This window comes from Aliirhizobium wenxiniae (assembly GCF_014201355.1).
Taxonomy (GTDB): domain Bacteria; phylum Pseudomonadota; class Alphaproteobacteria; order Rhizobiales; family Rhizobiaceae; genus Neorhizobium; species Neorhizobium wenxiniae.
Genome location: NZ_JACHEG010000002.1, coordinates 226457 through 241645 on the forward strand (window position 1 = coordinate 226457; position 15189 = coordinate 241645).

Here is a 15189-nt window from a genome sequence, read left to right on the forward strand (position 1 = left end):
AAGGGTGCGATTATCGATCCATGGTCAAGTTTGTCCCGGTCATGCTGATGCTTCTGGCCGCGCTGTTTCTGGCGCGAGGGCCGGCCATCTATGGTGCACAACCGGCACGGGACCATATCCATGCCAGCCATGCCGAACTCACCCTGCATCGCGGGCTTACACCGGTAGACGGCCACCAGATCGAGATACAGTGCTCCAAAGCAGGATGCGCGCTTGCATCCTGCCAGGTGCAATCGGTCACGGCCGCCATTCTCCCGGATTGCCCGTCTGCAATTCAGCCATCCCGTTCACTGGCTTACGCTCTGCCGCGGGACGTAACATTGTCTTCGCTGCACAATGAACCCGCCTCGCCTCCTCCCAAATCTCCGATTGATCACCCTCAGGCGGCCTGACCGCCCGAAGCGAAACATTCGTTCGCCGATCCCAAGGAGATTATCGTGAACAGACAGAAATTTGCGGCGAGATCGCTCGCCTTCGCAGTCATGAGTGCTGCGTCCTTTATTGCCACTGGCGCTATGGCCGCGGAAATGGTGGTCTACAAAAGCCCCTATTGCGGCTGCTGCGAAGCATGGGCCGAGGCGCTGAAAACATCCGGCATCCCGCTTCGCATGGAAAATGTCGAGCACATGGACGCATTAAAGGCCGGTTACAAAGTGCCGGAAGACGCCTGGAGCTGCCACACGGCCGTAGCGGACGGCTATGTGTTCGAAGGCCATGTGCCGCTCGAAGCCGTCAATCGTGTGCTGGCGGAGCGTCCCGAGATCACCGGCATCGCCGTTCCCGGCATGCCGAGCGGCTCATTGGGGATGGGTGAGGATTCGTCGGCATCCTATGATGTCATCGCCCTCAACAAGGACGGTAGCCAGTCGGTCTACATGGAGATCAGACCGTAACAGCGGTCGTCCTGCCCCGATCGGTATCTGCACTCGAACATTCGCCCTTACCCTTCCCATACAAGGCCGAGGGCGAGTGACATTCAAGGTTTGAACACCACGTTTATCGGCAGGGCGCGCAATTTTCACACGGCGTTGTCAGCTTAAGTCATTTCCGGCCTGTCGTTTCCATGCGCATCACGCTACAGCTTTAGCGACACCCCCGCGTAAAGATTCCCTTCATGTCCCATATACGCCCCCTCGTGCCCCTTCTCGTCACCGCAGGCATCCTGATCGGTGGAAACGGGCTTCAGGGCACCTATATCGCGCTGCGCGGCACGGCCGAAGGCTTCACGCCCACGGTCATCGGCGTGATCGGCGCGGGATATAGCGTCGGCTTCGCGGTCGGCTGCATCTATGTCTCGCGGTTGTTGCGGTCGATCGGACATATCCGAACCTTTGCGGCAATGGCCGCGATCGGAGCCTCCTGCTCCGTCGTCATGGCGCAGGTGATCGATCCCGTCGCATGGGCATTGCTGCGTTTCCTGATCGGCATTGCGGTCGCCAGCCTTTTTGCAACGGTCGAAAGCTGGATCAATGCCAAGGTGACGAACGAAAACAGAGCCAGAACGCTTTCGATCTATCGTTTCGTCGATCTCGGCTCTGTCACCTTCGCTCAATATCTCATCCCAACTGTCGGCATCGAAGGACAGGCGATCTTTGCCATCATTACAATCGCCATGACGTTATCGCTCGTGCCGATTTCCGTTGCCGACAAATCCAGTCCTGCTCCGCCGGATGCCGTGGCCTTCGACCTCAAGGAAGTCTGGCGGATCTCGCCGCTGGCCGTCGTGGGCGTCGTCGCCGTAGGTCTCTCCATGGCGGCCTTCCGCAATATCGGGCCGGTCTATGCGCATGAGATCGGCATGGATATCACGTCGATTGCGACCTTCATGAGCGCCGGCATCATCGGCGGCGTGGTTTTGCAATATCCGCTCGGCCTTTATTCCGACAAGCTGGACAGACGGCGCGTGATCGTCTGGGCAACGATCGGTTCGATCCTGACCGGCGGTTATCTCTCCTTCGGCGCCGGCACCAACGAGACGGCCAACATCATTGCCGTTTTCCTGTTCGGCGCGTTTTCCATGCCGCTCTATTCGCTGTGTTCGGCACATGGCAACGACCATGCAAAGCCGGGGCAATATGCGCTGGTTGCCGCCGGCCTGCTGTTCTTCTGGTCGGTCGGCGCGATCGTCGGCCCGCTGCTAGCGGCCACACTGCTCCAGTATCTCGGCCCACGCGCCTTTTTTGCCTATACGTCCTTCATCTTTGCCGGTTTTCTGATCTTCACCATCATGCGCATGGGGGTAAGGCCGCCCGTGCCGCCATCGGAGCGGCATTCCCGCTTCCGCGCCCTTTTGCGCACATCCGCCTATTTCAACCGGCTGGCGGCACCGCCTGAAAAAGATGGCAGGGACTAACACCTCAGCGAGCCTCTCCCGGTCTTGACATGCGCGGCTCAAAGGGAAAGGAAGGTTGAACACCGCACGTGAACGGACCAATGATCGAAACAACCGCAGCTCTTCAAGACGCCTGCGCCAAGCTGGCGCAATCGGATTTCATCACCATCGACACGGAGTTTCTGAGGGAAACGACGTTCTGGCCGGAACTCTGCCTGATCCAGATGGCAAGCCCGGACATGGAGGTCCTCGTCGATCCGCTGGCAAAAGGGCTGGATCTTGCGCCCTTCTTCGAGCTGATGGCGAACCCAGCAGTGGTGAAGGTTTTCCATGCCGCAAGGCAGGATATCGAAATCGTCCACCACCTCGGCAAACTGGTGCCGCATCCGATCTTCGACACTCAGGTTGCCGCCATGGTCTGCGGTTTCGGCGACAGCGTCTCTTATGACCAGCTCGTCAGCCGCATCAAGAACGTCCATATCGACAAGTCATCCCGCTTCACCGACTGGAGCCGCCGGCCGCTTTCCGAAAAACAGCTCGATTATGCACTGGCCGACGTCACCCATCTGCGCGACGTCTATCTGGCGCTCAAGGAACAGCTGGAACGTGAAGGCCGTGCGCTTTGGCTGACCGAGGAAATGGCGATCCTCGAAAACCCGTCCACCTACGACCTGCATCCGGACGACGCGTGGCAGCGGCTTAAAGCCCGCCTGCGCAAGCCGACCGAGCTTGCCATTCTGAAATTTGTCGCCGCATGGCGCGAGCGCGAAGCCCGCAGCCGCAATGTGCCGCGTTCGCGGGTGCTGAAGGACGACGCTATCTACGAAATCGCGCAGCAGCAGCCGAAAGATACCGAAGCGCTCGGTCGCCTGCGCACCATTCCCAAGGGCTGGGAGCGTTCAGCCTCGGGTACAGCTATCGTCGAAGCGGTCAATGCCGCGCTCGCACTGCCGAAGGCCGACATGCCGCATCCGCCCAAGCACACCCATGTGCCGGAAGGCACTGCTGCCGCCGTCGAATTGTTGAAGGTGCTGCTCAAGCTCATCTCCGACAAGCAGGGTGTGGCCGCCAAGGTCATCGCCAATACGGACGATCTGGAAAGGATCGCGTCCGAAGGCGAAAATGCGAACGTGGCGGCACTTTCCGGCTGGCGCAAGGAACTGTTCGGCGACACGGCGCTGAAACTGATCGAAGGCGGTGTGGCACTGCGCTTCGTCAACAAGAAGGTCGAGGCGGTCGAGCTTTAAGCTCGACCAGTTCTCAGCCGAAAGATCGATCGCCGGTCACGGATGCATCTTCGCGCCCTTGGTGATCTTGTCGACCACCTTCTTTTCTGCTCTCAGCGCGATGCCGACCAGCTTGGCATCATCAGGGCCAAACCGCGAGAAGACCTCGCGATTGGCGGCATCGTGACCGGTCGCGAACATCTCTTCGATATAGGCTGATGTGATGACTTCGCGCTCCAGAGAGCGCTTGTGGATTACACGCATCGTCTGCTGATCAGCGCCAAGCACGACAATCGGCTGGATCGACAGTGGATTATAGACATTATCCACCACGTCCCGATATGCTTCGCCGATGATCGCCGGTGACTGAGCGATAATGCCGCTCGTCAAAAATGCGGTAACGTTGAGCTTCTGCCAGGTGGTGAGGTCATCACGGACAACAATCGCGATCTTGGTATCGAACATGCAGGAAAACTCCATTCGGGGTATCGAAAGAGCCGAACACTTAGCGGCTGCCGGTGCAGACGGTCTTGAACGTTCGTGCAAAGGGCAATTCCGAGACGGCATGCGCGTTGCCATGCCGAGCAGAGGTGTAGAGCGTATCGAGGCGCGCTTTCACGGAAACGGCTTTTCACCGCACCGCCACGATACCTATGCGCTGGGACTGACGCTTCATGGCGTGCAGACATTCCGCTATCGAGGTTCCGAACGGTTCAGCAATCCCGGCAATGTCATCGTCCTGCATCCGGACGAAGTGCATGACGGTGCGGCCGGCACCGATGACGGGCTTATCTACCGGATGATCTATCTGCCGCCAGAACTGATCGGGGCAGTCGAAGGCCATCACACTGCGCTGCCTTTCGTCGGAAATCCTGTCGTCGCGGATGCCGGCCTCTGGCAGGCACTTGCCGACATTCTCGACGATCTGGATCATGAACCGGATGCGCTCGCACTCGACGATTCAGTGATGCGGATCGCCGCCGGCCTTTCGCGCCAGGCGGGCATGCCTCGCAAGGTAGTGACGGCTACGGCCCGAACCGCAGTTATGTCCGCCCGCGATTTTCTTGAGGATCACAGCGCCGAGACGGTACGCTCGAACGATCTGGAGACGATTACCGGCCTCGACCGTTATGAACTGGCGCGGCAGTTCCGCCGACTTCTCGGCACCAGCCCGCACCGCTATCTCGTCATGCGTCGGCTGGAACAGGCGAAAAGGCTGATGTCGATCGGTGCCGGACTTGCCGAAACCGCTGCCGACGCGGGGTTTTCCGACCAGGCGCATTTTACCCGGCACTTCCGCAAAGCCTTCGGCATGACACCGGGCCGCTGGAACGATTTGCGCACCAGATCGCGATAATCACAACCCGATCCACGGCGATCTGGCCCGTTGAAATTCCAGTCATCAAATCTTCATCGCACCATCACTTGCGCGTCATGCGAGCATTCTATCGACGCTCGCATGTTCAATGCGAAACGATCAGGTGTTTTCATGACCAAAACCTTTATCACTTCCGTTGCGTTCGCGGCGCTCCTCGCCGGCTCCGCTCTTGCGGATGGCAAGGAGTTTCCCGCCAAGCTCGCCGGTCAGGCGATCCTGCCCGCCAACACGATGACGGCAGCTCCCGCCGATGCACCCGAGTTCCTCAAGACCTCGGGCAAATTCACGACGCCGGGCAAGCGCGTCGAGAAGCTCGGCACCGTTGACGGCAAGGACGGTGCACGTGTTACCGACGTCAAGCTGCCGCTCGATGGCCAGCCGATCCAGGGTTTCTCCGGCATCAAAGCAATGGCTGACGGCACGTTCTGGACGCTTTCCGACAACGGCTTCGGCTCCAAGGCCAATTCCTCCGACGCCATGCTTTTCCTGCATCAGGTGAAGTTCGACTGGGCGACCAACAAGGTCGACGTCGTCAAGAACATCTTCCTTTCGGATCCGAACAAGATCGCCCCCTTCCCGATCATCATGGAAGGTTCCGAGAAGCGCTATCTGACGGGCGCCGATTTCGACATCGAGTCGATCCAGCCGGTGGCTGACGGTTTCTGGCTCGGCGAGGAATTCGGTCCCTACCTGATCAAGGTCGATGCGCTCGGCCAGCTCACCGACGTCATCGCAACGGTCGTCGATGGCAAGCCGGTCAAGTCTCCCGACAATCCGACCCTCTCCATGCCTGCCAATCCGGCTGCCAAGGTCCCGGTCTTCAACCTGAAGCGCTCGGGCGGTTATGAGGGCATGGCCATGTCCAAGGACGGCTCCAAGCTTTACGGCCTGCTGGAAGGCCCGCTCTTCCTCGAAGACGGCAAGGTAGAACAGGTCGATGGCCGCACCGCGCTGCGCGTCATCGAATTCGACATCGCCTCGAAGAGCTTTACCGGTCGCTCCTGGCTCTATCCGCTGGCTGAAAAGGGCGTTGCCATCGGCGATTTCAACATGCTGGACGCAACGACCGCTCTCGTCATCGAGCGCGACAACGGCGCCGGTACCAAGGACAAGGCCTGCGCCGATCCGAAGCAGCCGAAGCCGGATTGCTTCGAGGCTCCGGCCGAACTGAAGCGCGTCTACAAGATCGAGTTCAACGACGCCAATGTCGGCAAGGCCGTCCGCAAGATCGGCTATATCGATCTGCTGAACATCCAGGATCCAGACAACAAAAAGAAGGTCGCCGGCGGTAAGCCGGGCGTCTATGACATGCCGTTCGTGACGATCGAGAACGTCGATCAGGTCGACGCCACCCATATCGTCATCGGCAACGACAACAACCTGCCCTTCTCAGCCGGCCGCGCGGTCGACAAGGCAGACGACAACGAGTTCAGCCTGCTGGAAGTCGGTGAATTCCTGTCTGCAAAGTAACTCCATTTGGCATCATGATCCGAAGGCGTCCGGACACACCGGGCGCCTTTTGCCGTTGCGGACTTGCGCCAGCTCAGACGCGATACCCAAGCGTGAAGCGCGTTGACTTTCGCGCGCCCGACCGTGTAATCGCGGGTGCGTTGCAACCAGCTTTTCGTCCTATCTTTTTCTGCATTTCCATCGGTTGCTTTTCCGCCATTCATTCCAGAGGTCAGCCATGGCAGACACTGTTTCGAAGCTGCAATCGGCACCGGAGCCTTCCCGAGGTCTAGCCGCGATGGCCGCGAACATGCCGGCAAGCTATTTCGGCATCGTGCTTGGCCTTGCCGGTCTCGGAAACGCCTGGAGGTCCGCAGCCCGCGCATGGGACTTGTCTGCTCTGGTCGGCGATATCATCCATGTCGTGGCGGCACTCGTCTGGGCTGTGTTGGTCATCCTCTACCTCATGAAGGCGATTACGGCGCCGGCGAAGCTTGTCGCCGAGGCAGAACATCCGGTGCAATGCTGTTTCATAGGCCTTGCCGGCGTCTCGACCATGCTGGTCGCTGGAGGACTTGCTCCCCATTGGACGGCCGCCGCCTATGTGCTTTTCGCACTGGGTTTCGCCTTCACGCTGGCTTTCGGCGTCTGGTATACAGGCAGCCTTTGGCAAGGCAGACGGGATATCAGCACCACGACGGCCGTCCTTTACCTCCCGACTGTTGCCGGCAGTTTCGTCTCAGCCACGGTCATTTCCGCGCTCGGTCATCCCGAGGTGGGGCAACTCGCCTTCGGGGCCGGGCTTTTCTCCTGGCTGGCGATGGAATCCGTTATTCTCAACCGGCTGCTCACCGGGCCGACACTTGCCATTCCGATGCGGCCGACGATGGGCGTCCAGCTCGCGCCAGCTCCCGTCGGCGCAGTCGCCTATATCGCTGTCAGCGGAGGCGCACCGGACCTTTTTGTCCATGCCTTGATTGGATATGGCGTTCTACAATTGCTGATCCTTGCCCGGCTCTGGCGCTGGGTTTTTGAGGCAGGCTCGGTGCCCGGGCTATGGGCCTTCAGCTTCGGCATCACGGCAATCGCCACCGCACCTACCCTTCTCACAGCCCACGCAGACGGCGGAGCTATCCCTGCCCTTGCCGCACTCCTCTTCGTCTTCGCAAACATCTTCATTGCTGCGCTGATCGGCATGACCCTGTCCCTCATCACCCGAGGCAGGATGTTTCAGCCGGCCTGAAAAAATGTGAGCCGGAACGTCGATTGACTGTCGGCATATAGGACCGATGCTCGTCCTATGAGCATCGATCCGGCAAAACAGGAGGAAACGAGCATGCCAAGCACGATAAAACTACACCGCGTCCTGGCAACGAGCCCTGAAAAGGTCTATCGGGCCTTCATCGAGGCTGATGCGCTGACCAAGTGGTTTCCGCCGAACGGCTTTACCTGCACCGTCCATCACCTCGATGCAAAAGTCGGCGGCACATTCCGAATGTCCTTCCGCAACTTCACTACCGGCCAGAGCCATTTCTTCGGAGGCGAGTTTCATGAACTCGTTCCCGGCGAGCGCATCCGCTACTCGGACAGGTTCGAAGACCCTAACCTGCCGGGCGAGATGCAGGTGACCATCCTGTTGAAAAAGGTTTCGGTGGGAACGGACCTCGACATCACCCAGGCGGGCGTGCCCGACATCATCCCGGCGGAAGCCTGTTATCTCGGCTGGCAGGAATGCCTGCGCAATCTCGCAAGGTTGGTGGAGCCGAATATCGAAGAATGATGCCGTCGGGAAACGGAGGTCGGCGGCAAGATATCTCGCCGACCTCGCTTTTATTACTCGAACTTGAAAGCCAGCCGCTTGCCGGTCAGCTTCGCCAGCTGCTGCAGGCGTCCGTCCAGACGCTCGCCGGCAAAATTGGCGTATTCGTGCGGGACGACGAACTCTAGATCCAGATCCGGCGTTGCCGACTGGCGGAAGGTCAGGTGGTTGACGAGGCCGGGCATGGATGCCGAGAACAGGTAAACCACACGCAGCAGCCCGCCCAAAAGCTTGGCAAGTTCGAGGAGACGCGGCGTTGCGATCGTCGCAAGCCCATCGGTATCACCGTTATCTCCAACACCCTCGAAGCGATAATAGTTCGCCAATGCCAGATAGGCTCGCCCGGGATGCGTAATGCCGACAAAAGACGAGTGCGCGATGACGTTCATGGCCTGAGCACCGCGATAATCCGGATGGGCACGCCAGCTGATATCGGCGACAAGGCAAGCGGCCTGTCGATAACGGCCTTCCTCTTCGGTCTCGTTGATGCCGAAAAACGGCACCATGCGGCCGGTCCAGTCGGCAAGCTCGCGGGCATGTTCCGGAGAGCGGGCACGCAGGATCGCGAGCTGGTCGGCGGCAACCAGAAGCGGGTCCGCGTCACGCTCGGTGTCCGGCAGCCGGGAATAAAGGTAACCTTCACGCACGCCCTGCGCCGAGAAGGTGATCCGGGCGGGCTTCATGACGCTCAGCACTTCCTGCATGGCGATCGCGCCATAGGGAAGAAGCGAGCGACGGTTCTTGGAAACCGCCTGCCATGCGCCTTCCTTCGAGTCCTTGGCTGCGATCACCTCATCGAGAAACTTCTGCATTTCCTCGAGCGACAGTTCATAGCCCTGCATCATGTGCAGCGGATAATTGGTCATCTCCATGTGGAGCTTGGCGATGTTACGCCATGTGCCGCCAACGGCGTAGAACGTCCGACCTTCGCCCTTTTCAAGAAAACGGGCGGTATTGACCTGCTTGCGGGCGAAACTGCGCGCCTTGGCAAGTGAGTTACCGGAGGATTCCGACAGTCTCAGGCCACCAAGCGGCAGGGTAATGCCGCGGCCGAATTCATGGCCCTTGATATCGATGAGCTCAAGCGATCCGCCGCCGAGGTCGCCGGCAATGCCATCCACATCATGGAAACCGCTGATGACACCAAGGGCGGAATACTTGGCCTCTTCCTCGCCGGAGAGAACCTGGATTTCCTGTCCGAGAATTTCTTCGGCATTGCGGATGAAATCGGGACCGTTGCTCGCTTCACGCGCTGCCGCGGTCGCCAGAACATAGATATCTGTGGCGCGCGCCTGGTCGGAAAGCGCCTTGAAGCGCTTCAACGCAACCAGAGCGCGCTCGACGCCCTCGTCGTCCATGCGACCATTCGCGCCCAAGCCCTTGCCCAGTCCACACAGTACCTTTTCGTTGAAAAGCACCGTCGGGGCCCGAGTCAGCCCCTCGTAGACAACCAGACGAACGGAGTTGGATCCGATATCTATAACGGAAACAGGGGCGATGCCCGGGAGCCGCCCCTGAGCTTCAGAACTTACCATACTGCCTATTTCTTACGGCCGGACATTACTCCGGCAATCAGTTTCGGTGCGCTTGACTTCAAGGCTTCCCCGCGGCCGGAAAGGCTCGGGTTGGTCATGAAGTAGTGCTGGGCGTTGAACGGTTCCTCACCCTGCCGCACCTCCATGCGCCTTGACGTGCCGTCGGGCAGTATCTCGTAGCTCTGCTGGTTGTCAATCAGATTGCCCAGCATAATCTGTGATAGAACCTGTTCATGCACCGTTGGGTTGAGCAGCGGCACCAGCGTCTCGACACGACGGTCGAGATTGCGCGGCATCATGTCGGCAGAGCCGATATAGACAAGCGCCTTGTCCGATGGCAGGCCCTGGCCGTTGCCGAAGCAGAAAATGCGGCTGTGTTCGAGGAAGCGGCCGACGATCGACTTGACGCGAATCTTGTCAGACAGTCCGGGAACCTGAGGACGAAGGCAGCAAATGCCGCGCACCACCAGTTCGACGTCCACGCCCGCATGACTAGCGCGGTAAAGCGCGTCGATGATCTCAGGATCGACCAGCGAGTTCATCTTCATCCAGATCGCGGCCGGACGACCGGCCTTGGCGTGAGCGATCTCCTCCTCGATATGACGAAGAATGCGGGGACGCAGCGTGTAAGGTGACACCGCCAGCTTCATGCTCTCCTTCGGCTCACCGTAACCGGTGATGAAGTTGAAGATATTCGCCATGTCATGGGCGATCTTCGGATTGCAGGTGAAGAAGGAAAGATCGGTATAAATCTTGGCGGTGATGGGGTGGTAGTTACCGGTGCCGAGATGGCAATAGGTCCTGAGCTTGCCGTCTTCACGGCGGACGACCATCGACATCTTGGCATGGGTCTTCAGTTCGATGAAGCCAAACACGACCTGCACGCCTGCGCGCTCGAGGTCGCGCGCCCAGCGGATATTGGCCTCTTCATCGAAACGCGCCTTCAACTCGACCAGCGCCGTCACCGACTTGCCCATTTCGGCAGCATCGATCAGCGCTCGGACGATCGGGCTGTCGTTGGAGGTTCTGTAGAGGGTCTGCTTGATGGCGAGCACGTCGGGGTCGCGGGCGGCCTGCAGAAGGAACTGCACAACCACGTCAAAGCTTTCATACGGATGGTGGACCACCATGTCCTTTTCGCGGATGGCAGCAAGGCAGTCGCCAGCATGGTCGCGAACCCGCTCCGGAAATCGGGCATTGTAGCTTTCAAAGCGCAGGTCTTCGCGCGGCGCCTTGGTGATTTCCGACATGGTGTTCAACGCGAGCAGGCCGGGAAGAACCGCAACGCGGTTTTCCGGCACGCCGAGTTCCTGCACGACGAACTGGCGCAGCGAGGCCGGCATTTCACTATCGGTCTCGATGCGGATGACCTTGCCGCGGCGGCGGCGCTTCAATGCCGTCTCGAAGAAGCGAACCAGATCTTCCGCTTCTTCTTCGACTTCCAGATCGCTATCGCGAATGATGCGGAACGTGCCGGCACCCCGGACTTCGTAACCAGGGAACAGACGGTCGGTGAACATGCCGACGACATCTTCCAGCGTGATGTAGCGGATCGTCGTGCCGTCATCCGGCAGGCGGACGAAACGATCGAGTGTCGTGGGCAGACGCAGCAGACCGGTCATCGGCTCCTTGCCGTGCAGGCTGTGCAGCTGCAGGCCCATGGAGAAACCGAGGTTAGGAATGAAGGGGAAAGGATGCGCCGGGTCGATCGCCAGCGGCGTCAGCACCGGGAAAAGGTCTTCCTCGAAATCGGTCGCGAGCCATGCACGATCTTCTGCGGAGAGTGCGTTCGGGCGGACGATGAGGATGTCTTCCTGCGCCAGATATTGCTGCAGCACAGCGAGCGAGGCCTGCTGCTCCATCTGCAGATTATCGATTTCCTGCAGGATCGAGTCGAGCTGCTCGGCCGGCGTCTTGCCATCGGGGCTGCGGATGACGATGCCCTGACGGACCTGACCTTCGAGGCCGGCAACACGCACCATGAAGAATTCGTCGAGGTTGGCAGCCGAAATGGACAGGAACCGGACACGTTCCAGAAGCGGATGCGCCGTATTCAACGTTTCTTCCAGAACGCGGCGATTGAACTGCAGCCAGGAGAATTCGCGGTTGATGAAGCGGTCGGAGCTTGCAAGCTGCTCCTCGAAGCTCGGGATCGCCTCAACAACAACTTCCTTGGCTTCAGGCGTTTCGGCGATCTGGTCCATGAGCTCCATCCTCAGTGTTAAGCCTTTCGGCCGTATAATGTTTTGACGACGGAACTGTGACAGTCAATCTCCCGCGTCGGCTTGACCGAAACTCTCCAGCACTTCCGCAGCCAGCATCCGGTTGATACGGGTGCCACGCGAGAGCGCCAGATGGTCCAGTTGCTCGACCACACGCTGCGCCGTATCGAGCGAACGCTCCATCCGATTGACGATATAGCTTATCAGTTTGTCATCAATGTTAAGCTGCCGGTCGGAAAACAGCTTGATCATCACCTGAGCGAGAAGCTCCTCGTCAGGCTCGCCGATTTCAACGACGGTCGCAGCCTTCAGCCGAGACTTCAGATCCGGCAGTTCGACGGCCCAAGAGGTCGGCCAGAGCCGCGACGTCATCAGCAATGTCTGGCCATGCTGGCGCACGGCATTGATGACATGAAAAAGCTCGGCATCGTCAAAACCACGGCGATCGGCATCCTCGAACAGGACCGGGCCGCCCGCGGCGATTTGCGATGCGTTGGAACCGACGACGGGATGGATTTCCTGCCCCCCCGACTGCTCGCACCAGATATGCGCGAGATGGGATTTTCCCGATCCGACCGGGCCTGCCAGCACGACCACCGGTGAAGGCCAGTTGGGCCACTCGTCAACGATCGACACGGCTGCGGCCATGCGTTCGGACACCATGAGGTCGTCGCGTCCGCGGGCGGCATCGTGGGAAAATCGCAGGGGCAGTTGTTCGCCCTTGCCTTGCGGGCGGTCCATAGGGTCAGTCATAAAATTTCAGTTATTCTCAGGAGCTTCGATTTCACGCGCGGCGGTCTTGTGGTCGACGGCGTGAGCTGCGCCCTCCTCCCAGGGAAGTTCGGCGGAGCGGCCATAATAGATATCGCTATCAAGATACCGTGCCAAGGCGAAACGGACAAGCACACCAACCACCGCAGCCGCAGGCACTGCGATCAACAGGCCAACGAAGCCGAAAAGTGCACCGAAGGCAAAGAGCGCGAACATCAGCCAGACCGGATGCAGGCCGACGCTCTGGCCGACCAGTTTCGGCTGCAGGATATTGCCCTCGAGGAACTGGCCGGAGAAGAATACGGCGGCGACAGCGAGGATCCAGGGAAAATCCGGCCAGAACTGCACGAGCGCCACGCCGATCGCCATGACAAGACCGATCAGCGAGCCGATATAGGGAATGAAGGAAATCATGCCAGCGACAAAGCCGATCAGCAGGCCGAAATTCAGCCCGACGAGCGACAGGCCGACTGCGTAGTAAATGCCGAGGATGAGGCAGAGCGACCCTTGGCCACGGATGAAGCCGGCAACGGATTGATCCATGTCGCGGGCGATCTGGCGGACGATCTGCACCTGATCCCGAGGGATCCAGCTATCGACCTTGCGCACCATGCGATCCCAGTCGAGCAGGATGTAGAAGGCGACGACCGGGGTGACGACCAGCAGCGACATGACGTCAACGATCGCCTTGCCGGAATTCCAAATCTGCGCCAGCAAGGATCCGACAAAACCTGCCCCCTGGCTCAGCACCTGGGAAAAGTTCTCCTTCACCGTTTCGATCTGGGTCGAGATCCAGGGCGGCAGGAAGGATGTCTGCGGGCTGGAGATGATCTGCTGTAGTTCTGTGATGTAGCCTGGGATCGCCGCCGCGAATTGGGTGAACTGGCTGATGATGATCGGGATCACGAGCATCAGTGCCAGCGCGAATATGGTGACGAAGCAGACGAGGATAACGATCGTCGCCATGGTGCGGCTGAGGCCCCGCCGTTCAAGCCAGTCGGCAACCGGATCAAGGAAATAGGCGAGCGCCATTCCGGCTACGAATGGCAGGAGAATGGACGAGAAAAACCACAAGAAAAGGATGAAGCCGACAAGCACGCCGAGCCAGAACAGGATGTGGCGCTTCAGGCTTGCGCCACTGACGTGATACGGCATATCTGCTCCTTGTGGATCGCGGATCGGGTTTCCCATGGCATATGAGGGGCTTGCCGGACGAGGTCAAGTTCACATCCCGGTTAGCGACCATGCCTGTGAAATGCCTTTAAAACATGGCCGAAACGCTTGCATATCCGGGCGTGCCGTGCAATTGGCGGCAGCTTATAGTTCCCTTTGGGTCCGGACTGGAGATGGATTATGAGCGAGGCAGGCAAGAACGGTCTCACCTATAGTGATGCAGGCGTCGACATCGATGCCGGTAACCTGATGGTCGAGAAGATCAAGCCGGCGGTGCGTTCCACCCGGCGTCCCGGCGCAGACGGCGAGATCGGCGGTTTCGGCGGCCTGTTCGACCTGAAGGCCGCGGGTTTCAACGACCCGATCCTAGTCGCGGCCAATGACGGTGTCGGCACCAAGCTGAAGATCGCCATCGACGCCGATTTCCACGACACGGTCGGTATCGACCTCGTCGCCATGTGCGTCAACGACCTCGTCGTGCAGGGTGCTGAGCCGCTGCTGTTCCTTGATTATTACGCAACAGGCAAGCTCGACCCCGACCAAGGTGCCGCGATCGTCAAGGGCATTGCGGCTGGCTGCGTCGAATCCGGCTGCGCGCTGATCGGCGGCGAGACGGCTGAAATGCCGGGCATGTATTCCGACGGCGACTATGACCTCGCAGGCTTTGCAGTCGGCGCTGCCGAACGAGGCCAGCTTCTGCCGGCCGGCGACATCGCGCCCGGCGACGTCATTCTCGGTCTCACCTCTTCCGGCGTTCATTCCAACGGTTTCTCGCTGGTGCGCAAGATCGTCTCGCTTTCCGGCCTCGGCTGGGATGCCCCTGCACCGTTCGCGGCAGACAAGAAGCTCGGCGAAGCGCTGCTGACTCCGACCCGCATCTATGTGAAGCCGCTCCTGAAGGCGATCCGCGAGACGCATGCGCTGAAGGCACTTGCCCACATTACCGGCGGCGGCTTCCCGGAAAATATTCCGCGCGTCCTGCCGAAGCATCTCGCAGCCGAGATCGAGCTCGGCAACATCCCCGTCCCGGCCGTGTTCTCGTGGCTTGCCAAAACCGGCGGCGTCGAGCCGAAGGAAATGCTGCGCACGTTCAACTGCGGCGTCGGCATGATCGTCGTCGTCTCGGAAGAAAACGCCAAGGCCGTCACCGATGTGCTTAGCGCCGAAGGCGAAACCGTCGTGCAGCTCGGCCGCATGGTGGAGCGCGCTGAAGGCAGCGCCGGCGTCATCTACAAGGGCACGCTCGGCCTCTGATAACACCAAGCCTGGTGAAGGGTTAAGATC

General features: G+C 59.8%; 14 protein-coding genes. 9 read left to right on the forward strand and 5 right to left on the reverse strand.

What is annotated here, in order from left to right:
• Positions 1 to 20: 20 nt before the first annotated feature.
• From HNQ72_RS09075 to rnd, 4 genes are all read left to right on the forward strand, one after another.
• On the forward strand, positions 21 to 392 hold the full coding sequence (locus HNQ72_RS09075) for a hypothetical protein (RefSeq protein ID WP_183991791.1): 372 nt from the start codon (positions 21 to 23) through the stop codon (positions 390 to 392).
• A gap of 45 nt (positions 393 to 437) precedes the next feature.
• Positions 438 to 893, forward strand: a complete 456-nt coding sequence (locus HNQ72_RS09080; protein WP_244654240.1) for a DUF411 domain-containing protein — start codon at positions 438 to 440, stop codon at positions 891 to 893.
• A 221-nt stretch (positions 894 to 1114) separates the two neighbouring features.
• Positions 1115 to 2353: an MFS transporter gene (locus tag HNQ72_RS09085; RefSeq protein ID WP_183991793.1), complete on the forward strand. Its 1239-nt coding sequence runs from the start codon at positions 1115 to 1117 to the stop codon at positions 2351 to 2353.
• Between the two features lie 80 nt (positions 2354 to 2433).
• Positions 2434 to 3579 carry a ribonuclease D gene (gene rnd, locus HNQ72_RS09090; protein WP_183991795.1) on the forward strand — a complete coding sequence of 382 codons (1146 nt, stop codon included), beginning with the start codon at positions 2434 to 2436 and terminating at the stop codon, positions 3577 to 3579.
• A gap of 36 nt (positions 3580 to 3615) precedes the next feature.
• On the opposite strand, the gene HNQ72_RS09095 is transcribed toward rnd, so the two are convergent.
• Positions 3616 to 4023, reverse strand: coding sequence for a DUF2000 family protein (locus HNQ72_RS09095; RefSeq protein ID WP_183991797.1), 408 nt, complete (start codon positions 4021 to 4023; stop codon positions 3616 to 3618).
• 100 nt (positions 4024 to 4123) lie between these two features.
• Between HNQ72_RS09095 and HNQ72_RS09100 the strand changes: the two genes are divergently transcribed.
• The 4 genes from HNQ72_RS09100 to HNQ72_RS09115 all read left to right on the forward strand — a co-directional run bounded on the left by HNQ72_RS09100 (position 4124) and on the right by HNQ72_RS09115 (position 8165).
• Entirely contained in the window at positions 4124 to 4915 is a 792-nt protein-coding gene (locus tag HNQ72_RS09100) for an AraC family transcriptional regulator (RefSeq protein WP_244654239.1), read from the forward strand.
• 132 nt (positions 4916 to 5047) lie between these two features.
• Complete coding sequence (locus tag HNQ72_RS09105) at positions 5048 to 6406, forward strand: esterase-like activity of phytase family protein (protein ID WP_183991801.1); 1359 nt, start codon at positions 5048 to 5050, stop codon at positions 6404 to 6406.
• A gap of 217 nt (positions 6407 to 6623) precedes the next feature.
• Positions 6624 to 7628, forward strand: a complete 1005-nt coding sequence (gene tehA, locus HNQ72_RS09110; RefSeq protein WP_183991803.1) for a dicarboxylate transporter/tellurite-resistance protein TehA — start codon at positions 6624 to 6626, stop codon at positions 7626 to 7628.
• Positions 7629 to 7721: 93 nt separating this feature from the next.
• Complete coding sequence (locus tag HNQ72_RS09115) at positions 7722 to 8165, forward strand: SRPBCC family protein (protein WP_183991805.1); 444 nt, start codon at positions 7722 to 7724, stop codon at positions 8163 to 8165.
• Positions 8166 to 8218: 53 nt separating this feature from the next.
• On the opposite strand, the gene ppx is transcribed toward HNQ72_RS09115, so the two are convergent.
• From ppx to HNQ72_RS09135, 4 genes are all read right to left on the reverse strand, one after another.
• Positions 8219 to 9739, reverse strand: coding sequence for an exopolyphosphatase (gene ppx, locus HNQ72_RS09120; protein ID WP_183991807.1), 1521 nt, complete (start codon positions 9737 to 9739; stop codon positions 8219 to 8221).
• 5 nt (positions 9740 to 9744) lie between these two features.
• Positions 9745 to 11943: an RNA degradosome polyphosphate kinase gene (locus HNQ72_RS09125; RefSeq protein WP_183991809.1), complete on the reverse strand. Its 2199-nt coding sequence runs from the start codon at positions 11941 to 11943 to the stop codon at positions 9745 to 9747.
• 63 nt (positions 11944 to 12006) lie between these two features.
• Positions 12007 to 12714: a DnaA regulatory inactivator HdaA gene (gene hdaA / locus HNQ72_RS09130; protein ID WP_183991811.1), complete on the reverse strand. Its 708-nt coding sequence runs from the start codon at positions 12712 to 12714 to the stop codon at positions 12007 to 12009.
• A gap of 6 nt (positions 12715 to 12720) precedes the next feature.
• On the reverse strand, positions 12721 to 13887 hold the full coding sequence (locus HNQ72_RS09135) for an AI-2E family transporter (RefSeq protein WP_183991813.1): 1167 nt from the start codon (positions 13885 to 13887) through the stop codon (positions 12721 to 12723).
• Between the two features lie 198 nt (positions 13888 to 14085).
• Here HNQ72_RS09135 and purM point away from each other — a divergent pair, with 198 nt between their 5' ends.
• Complete coding sequence (purM, locus tag HNQ72_RS09140) at positions 14086 to 15159, forward strand: phosphoribosylformylglycinamidine cyclo-ligase (protein ID WP_183991815.1); 1074 nt, start codon at positions 14086 to 14088, stop codon at positions 15157 to 15159.
• Positions 15160 to 15189: the final 30 nt, after the last annotated feature.

Coding starts and splice junctions, on each gene's coding strand:
- HNQ72_RS09075 (WP_183991791.1), top strand. CDS start 21: ATGGTCAAGTTTGTCCCGGTCATGCTGATGCTTCTGGCCGCGCTGTTT.
- HNQ72_RS09095 (WP_183991797.1), bottom strand. CDS start 4,023: ATGTTCGATACCAAGATCGCGATTGTTGTCCGTGATGACCTCACCACC.
- HNQ72_RS09105 (WP_183991801.1), top strand. CDS start 5,048: ATGACCAAAACCTTTATCACTTCCGTTGCGTTCGCGGCGCTCCTCGCC.
- purM (WP_183991815.1), top strand. CDS start 14,086: ATGAGCGAGGCAGGCAAGAACGGTCTCACCTATAGTGATGCAGGCGTC.
- HNQ72_RS09125 (WP_183991809.1), bottom strand. CDS start 11,943: ATGGACCAGATCGCCGAAACGCCTGAAGCCAAGGAAGTTGTTGTTGAG.
- ppx (WP_183991807.1), bottom strand. CDS start 9,739: ATGGTAAGTTCTGAAGCTCAGGGGCGGCTCCCGGGCATCGCCCCTGTT.
- HNQ72_RS09085 (WP_183991793.1), top strand. CDS start 1,115: ATGTCCCATATACGCCCCCTCGTGCCCCTTCTCGTCACCGCAGGCATC.
- HNQ72_RS09135 (WP_183991813.1), bottom strand. CDS start 13,887: ATGCCGTATCACGTCAGTGGCGCAAGCCTGAAGCGCCACATCCTGTTC.
- rnd (WP_183991795.1), top strand. CDS start 2,434: ATGATCGAAACAACCGCAGCTCTTCAAGACGCCTGCGCCAAGCTGGCG.
- HNQ72_RS09100 (WP_244654239.1), top strand. CDS start 4,124: ATGCGCGTTGCCATGCCGAGCAGAGGTGTAGAGCGTATCGAGGCGCGC.
- tehA (WP_183991803.1), top strand. CDS start 6,624: ATGGCAGACACTGTTTCGAAGCTGCAATCGGCACCGGAGCCTTCCCGA.
- hdaA (WP_183991811.1), bottom strand. CDS start 12,714: ATGACTGACCCTATGGACCGCCCGCAAGGCAAGGGCGAACAACTGCCC.
- HNQ72_RS09115 (WP_183991805.1), top strand. CDS start 7,722: ATGCCAAGCACGATAAAACTACACCGCGTCCTGGCAACGAGCCCTGAA.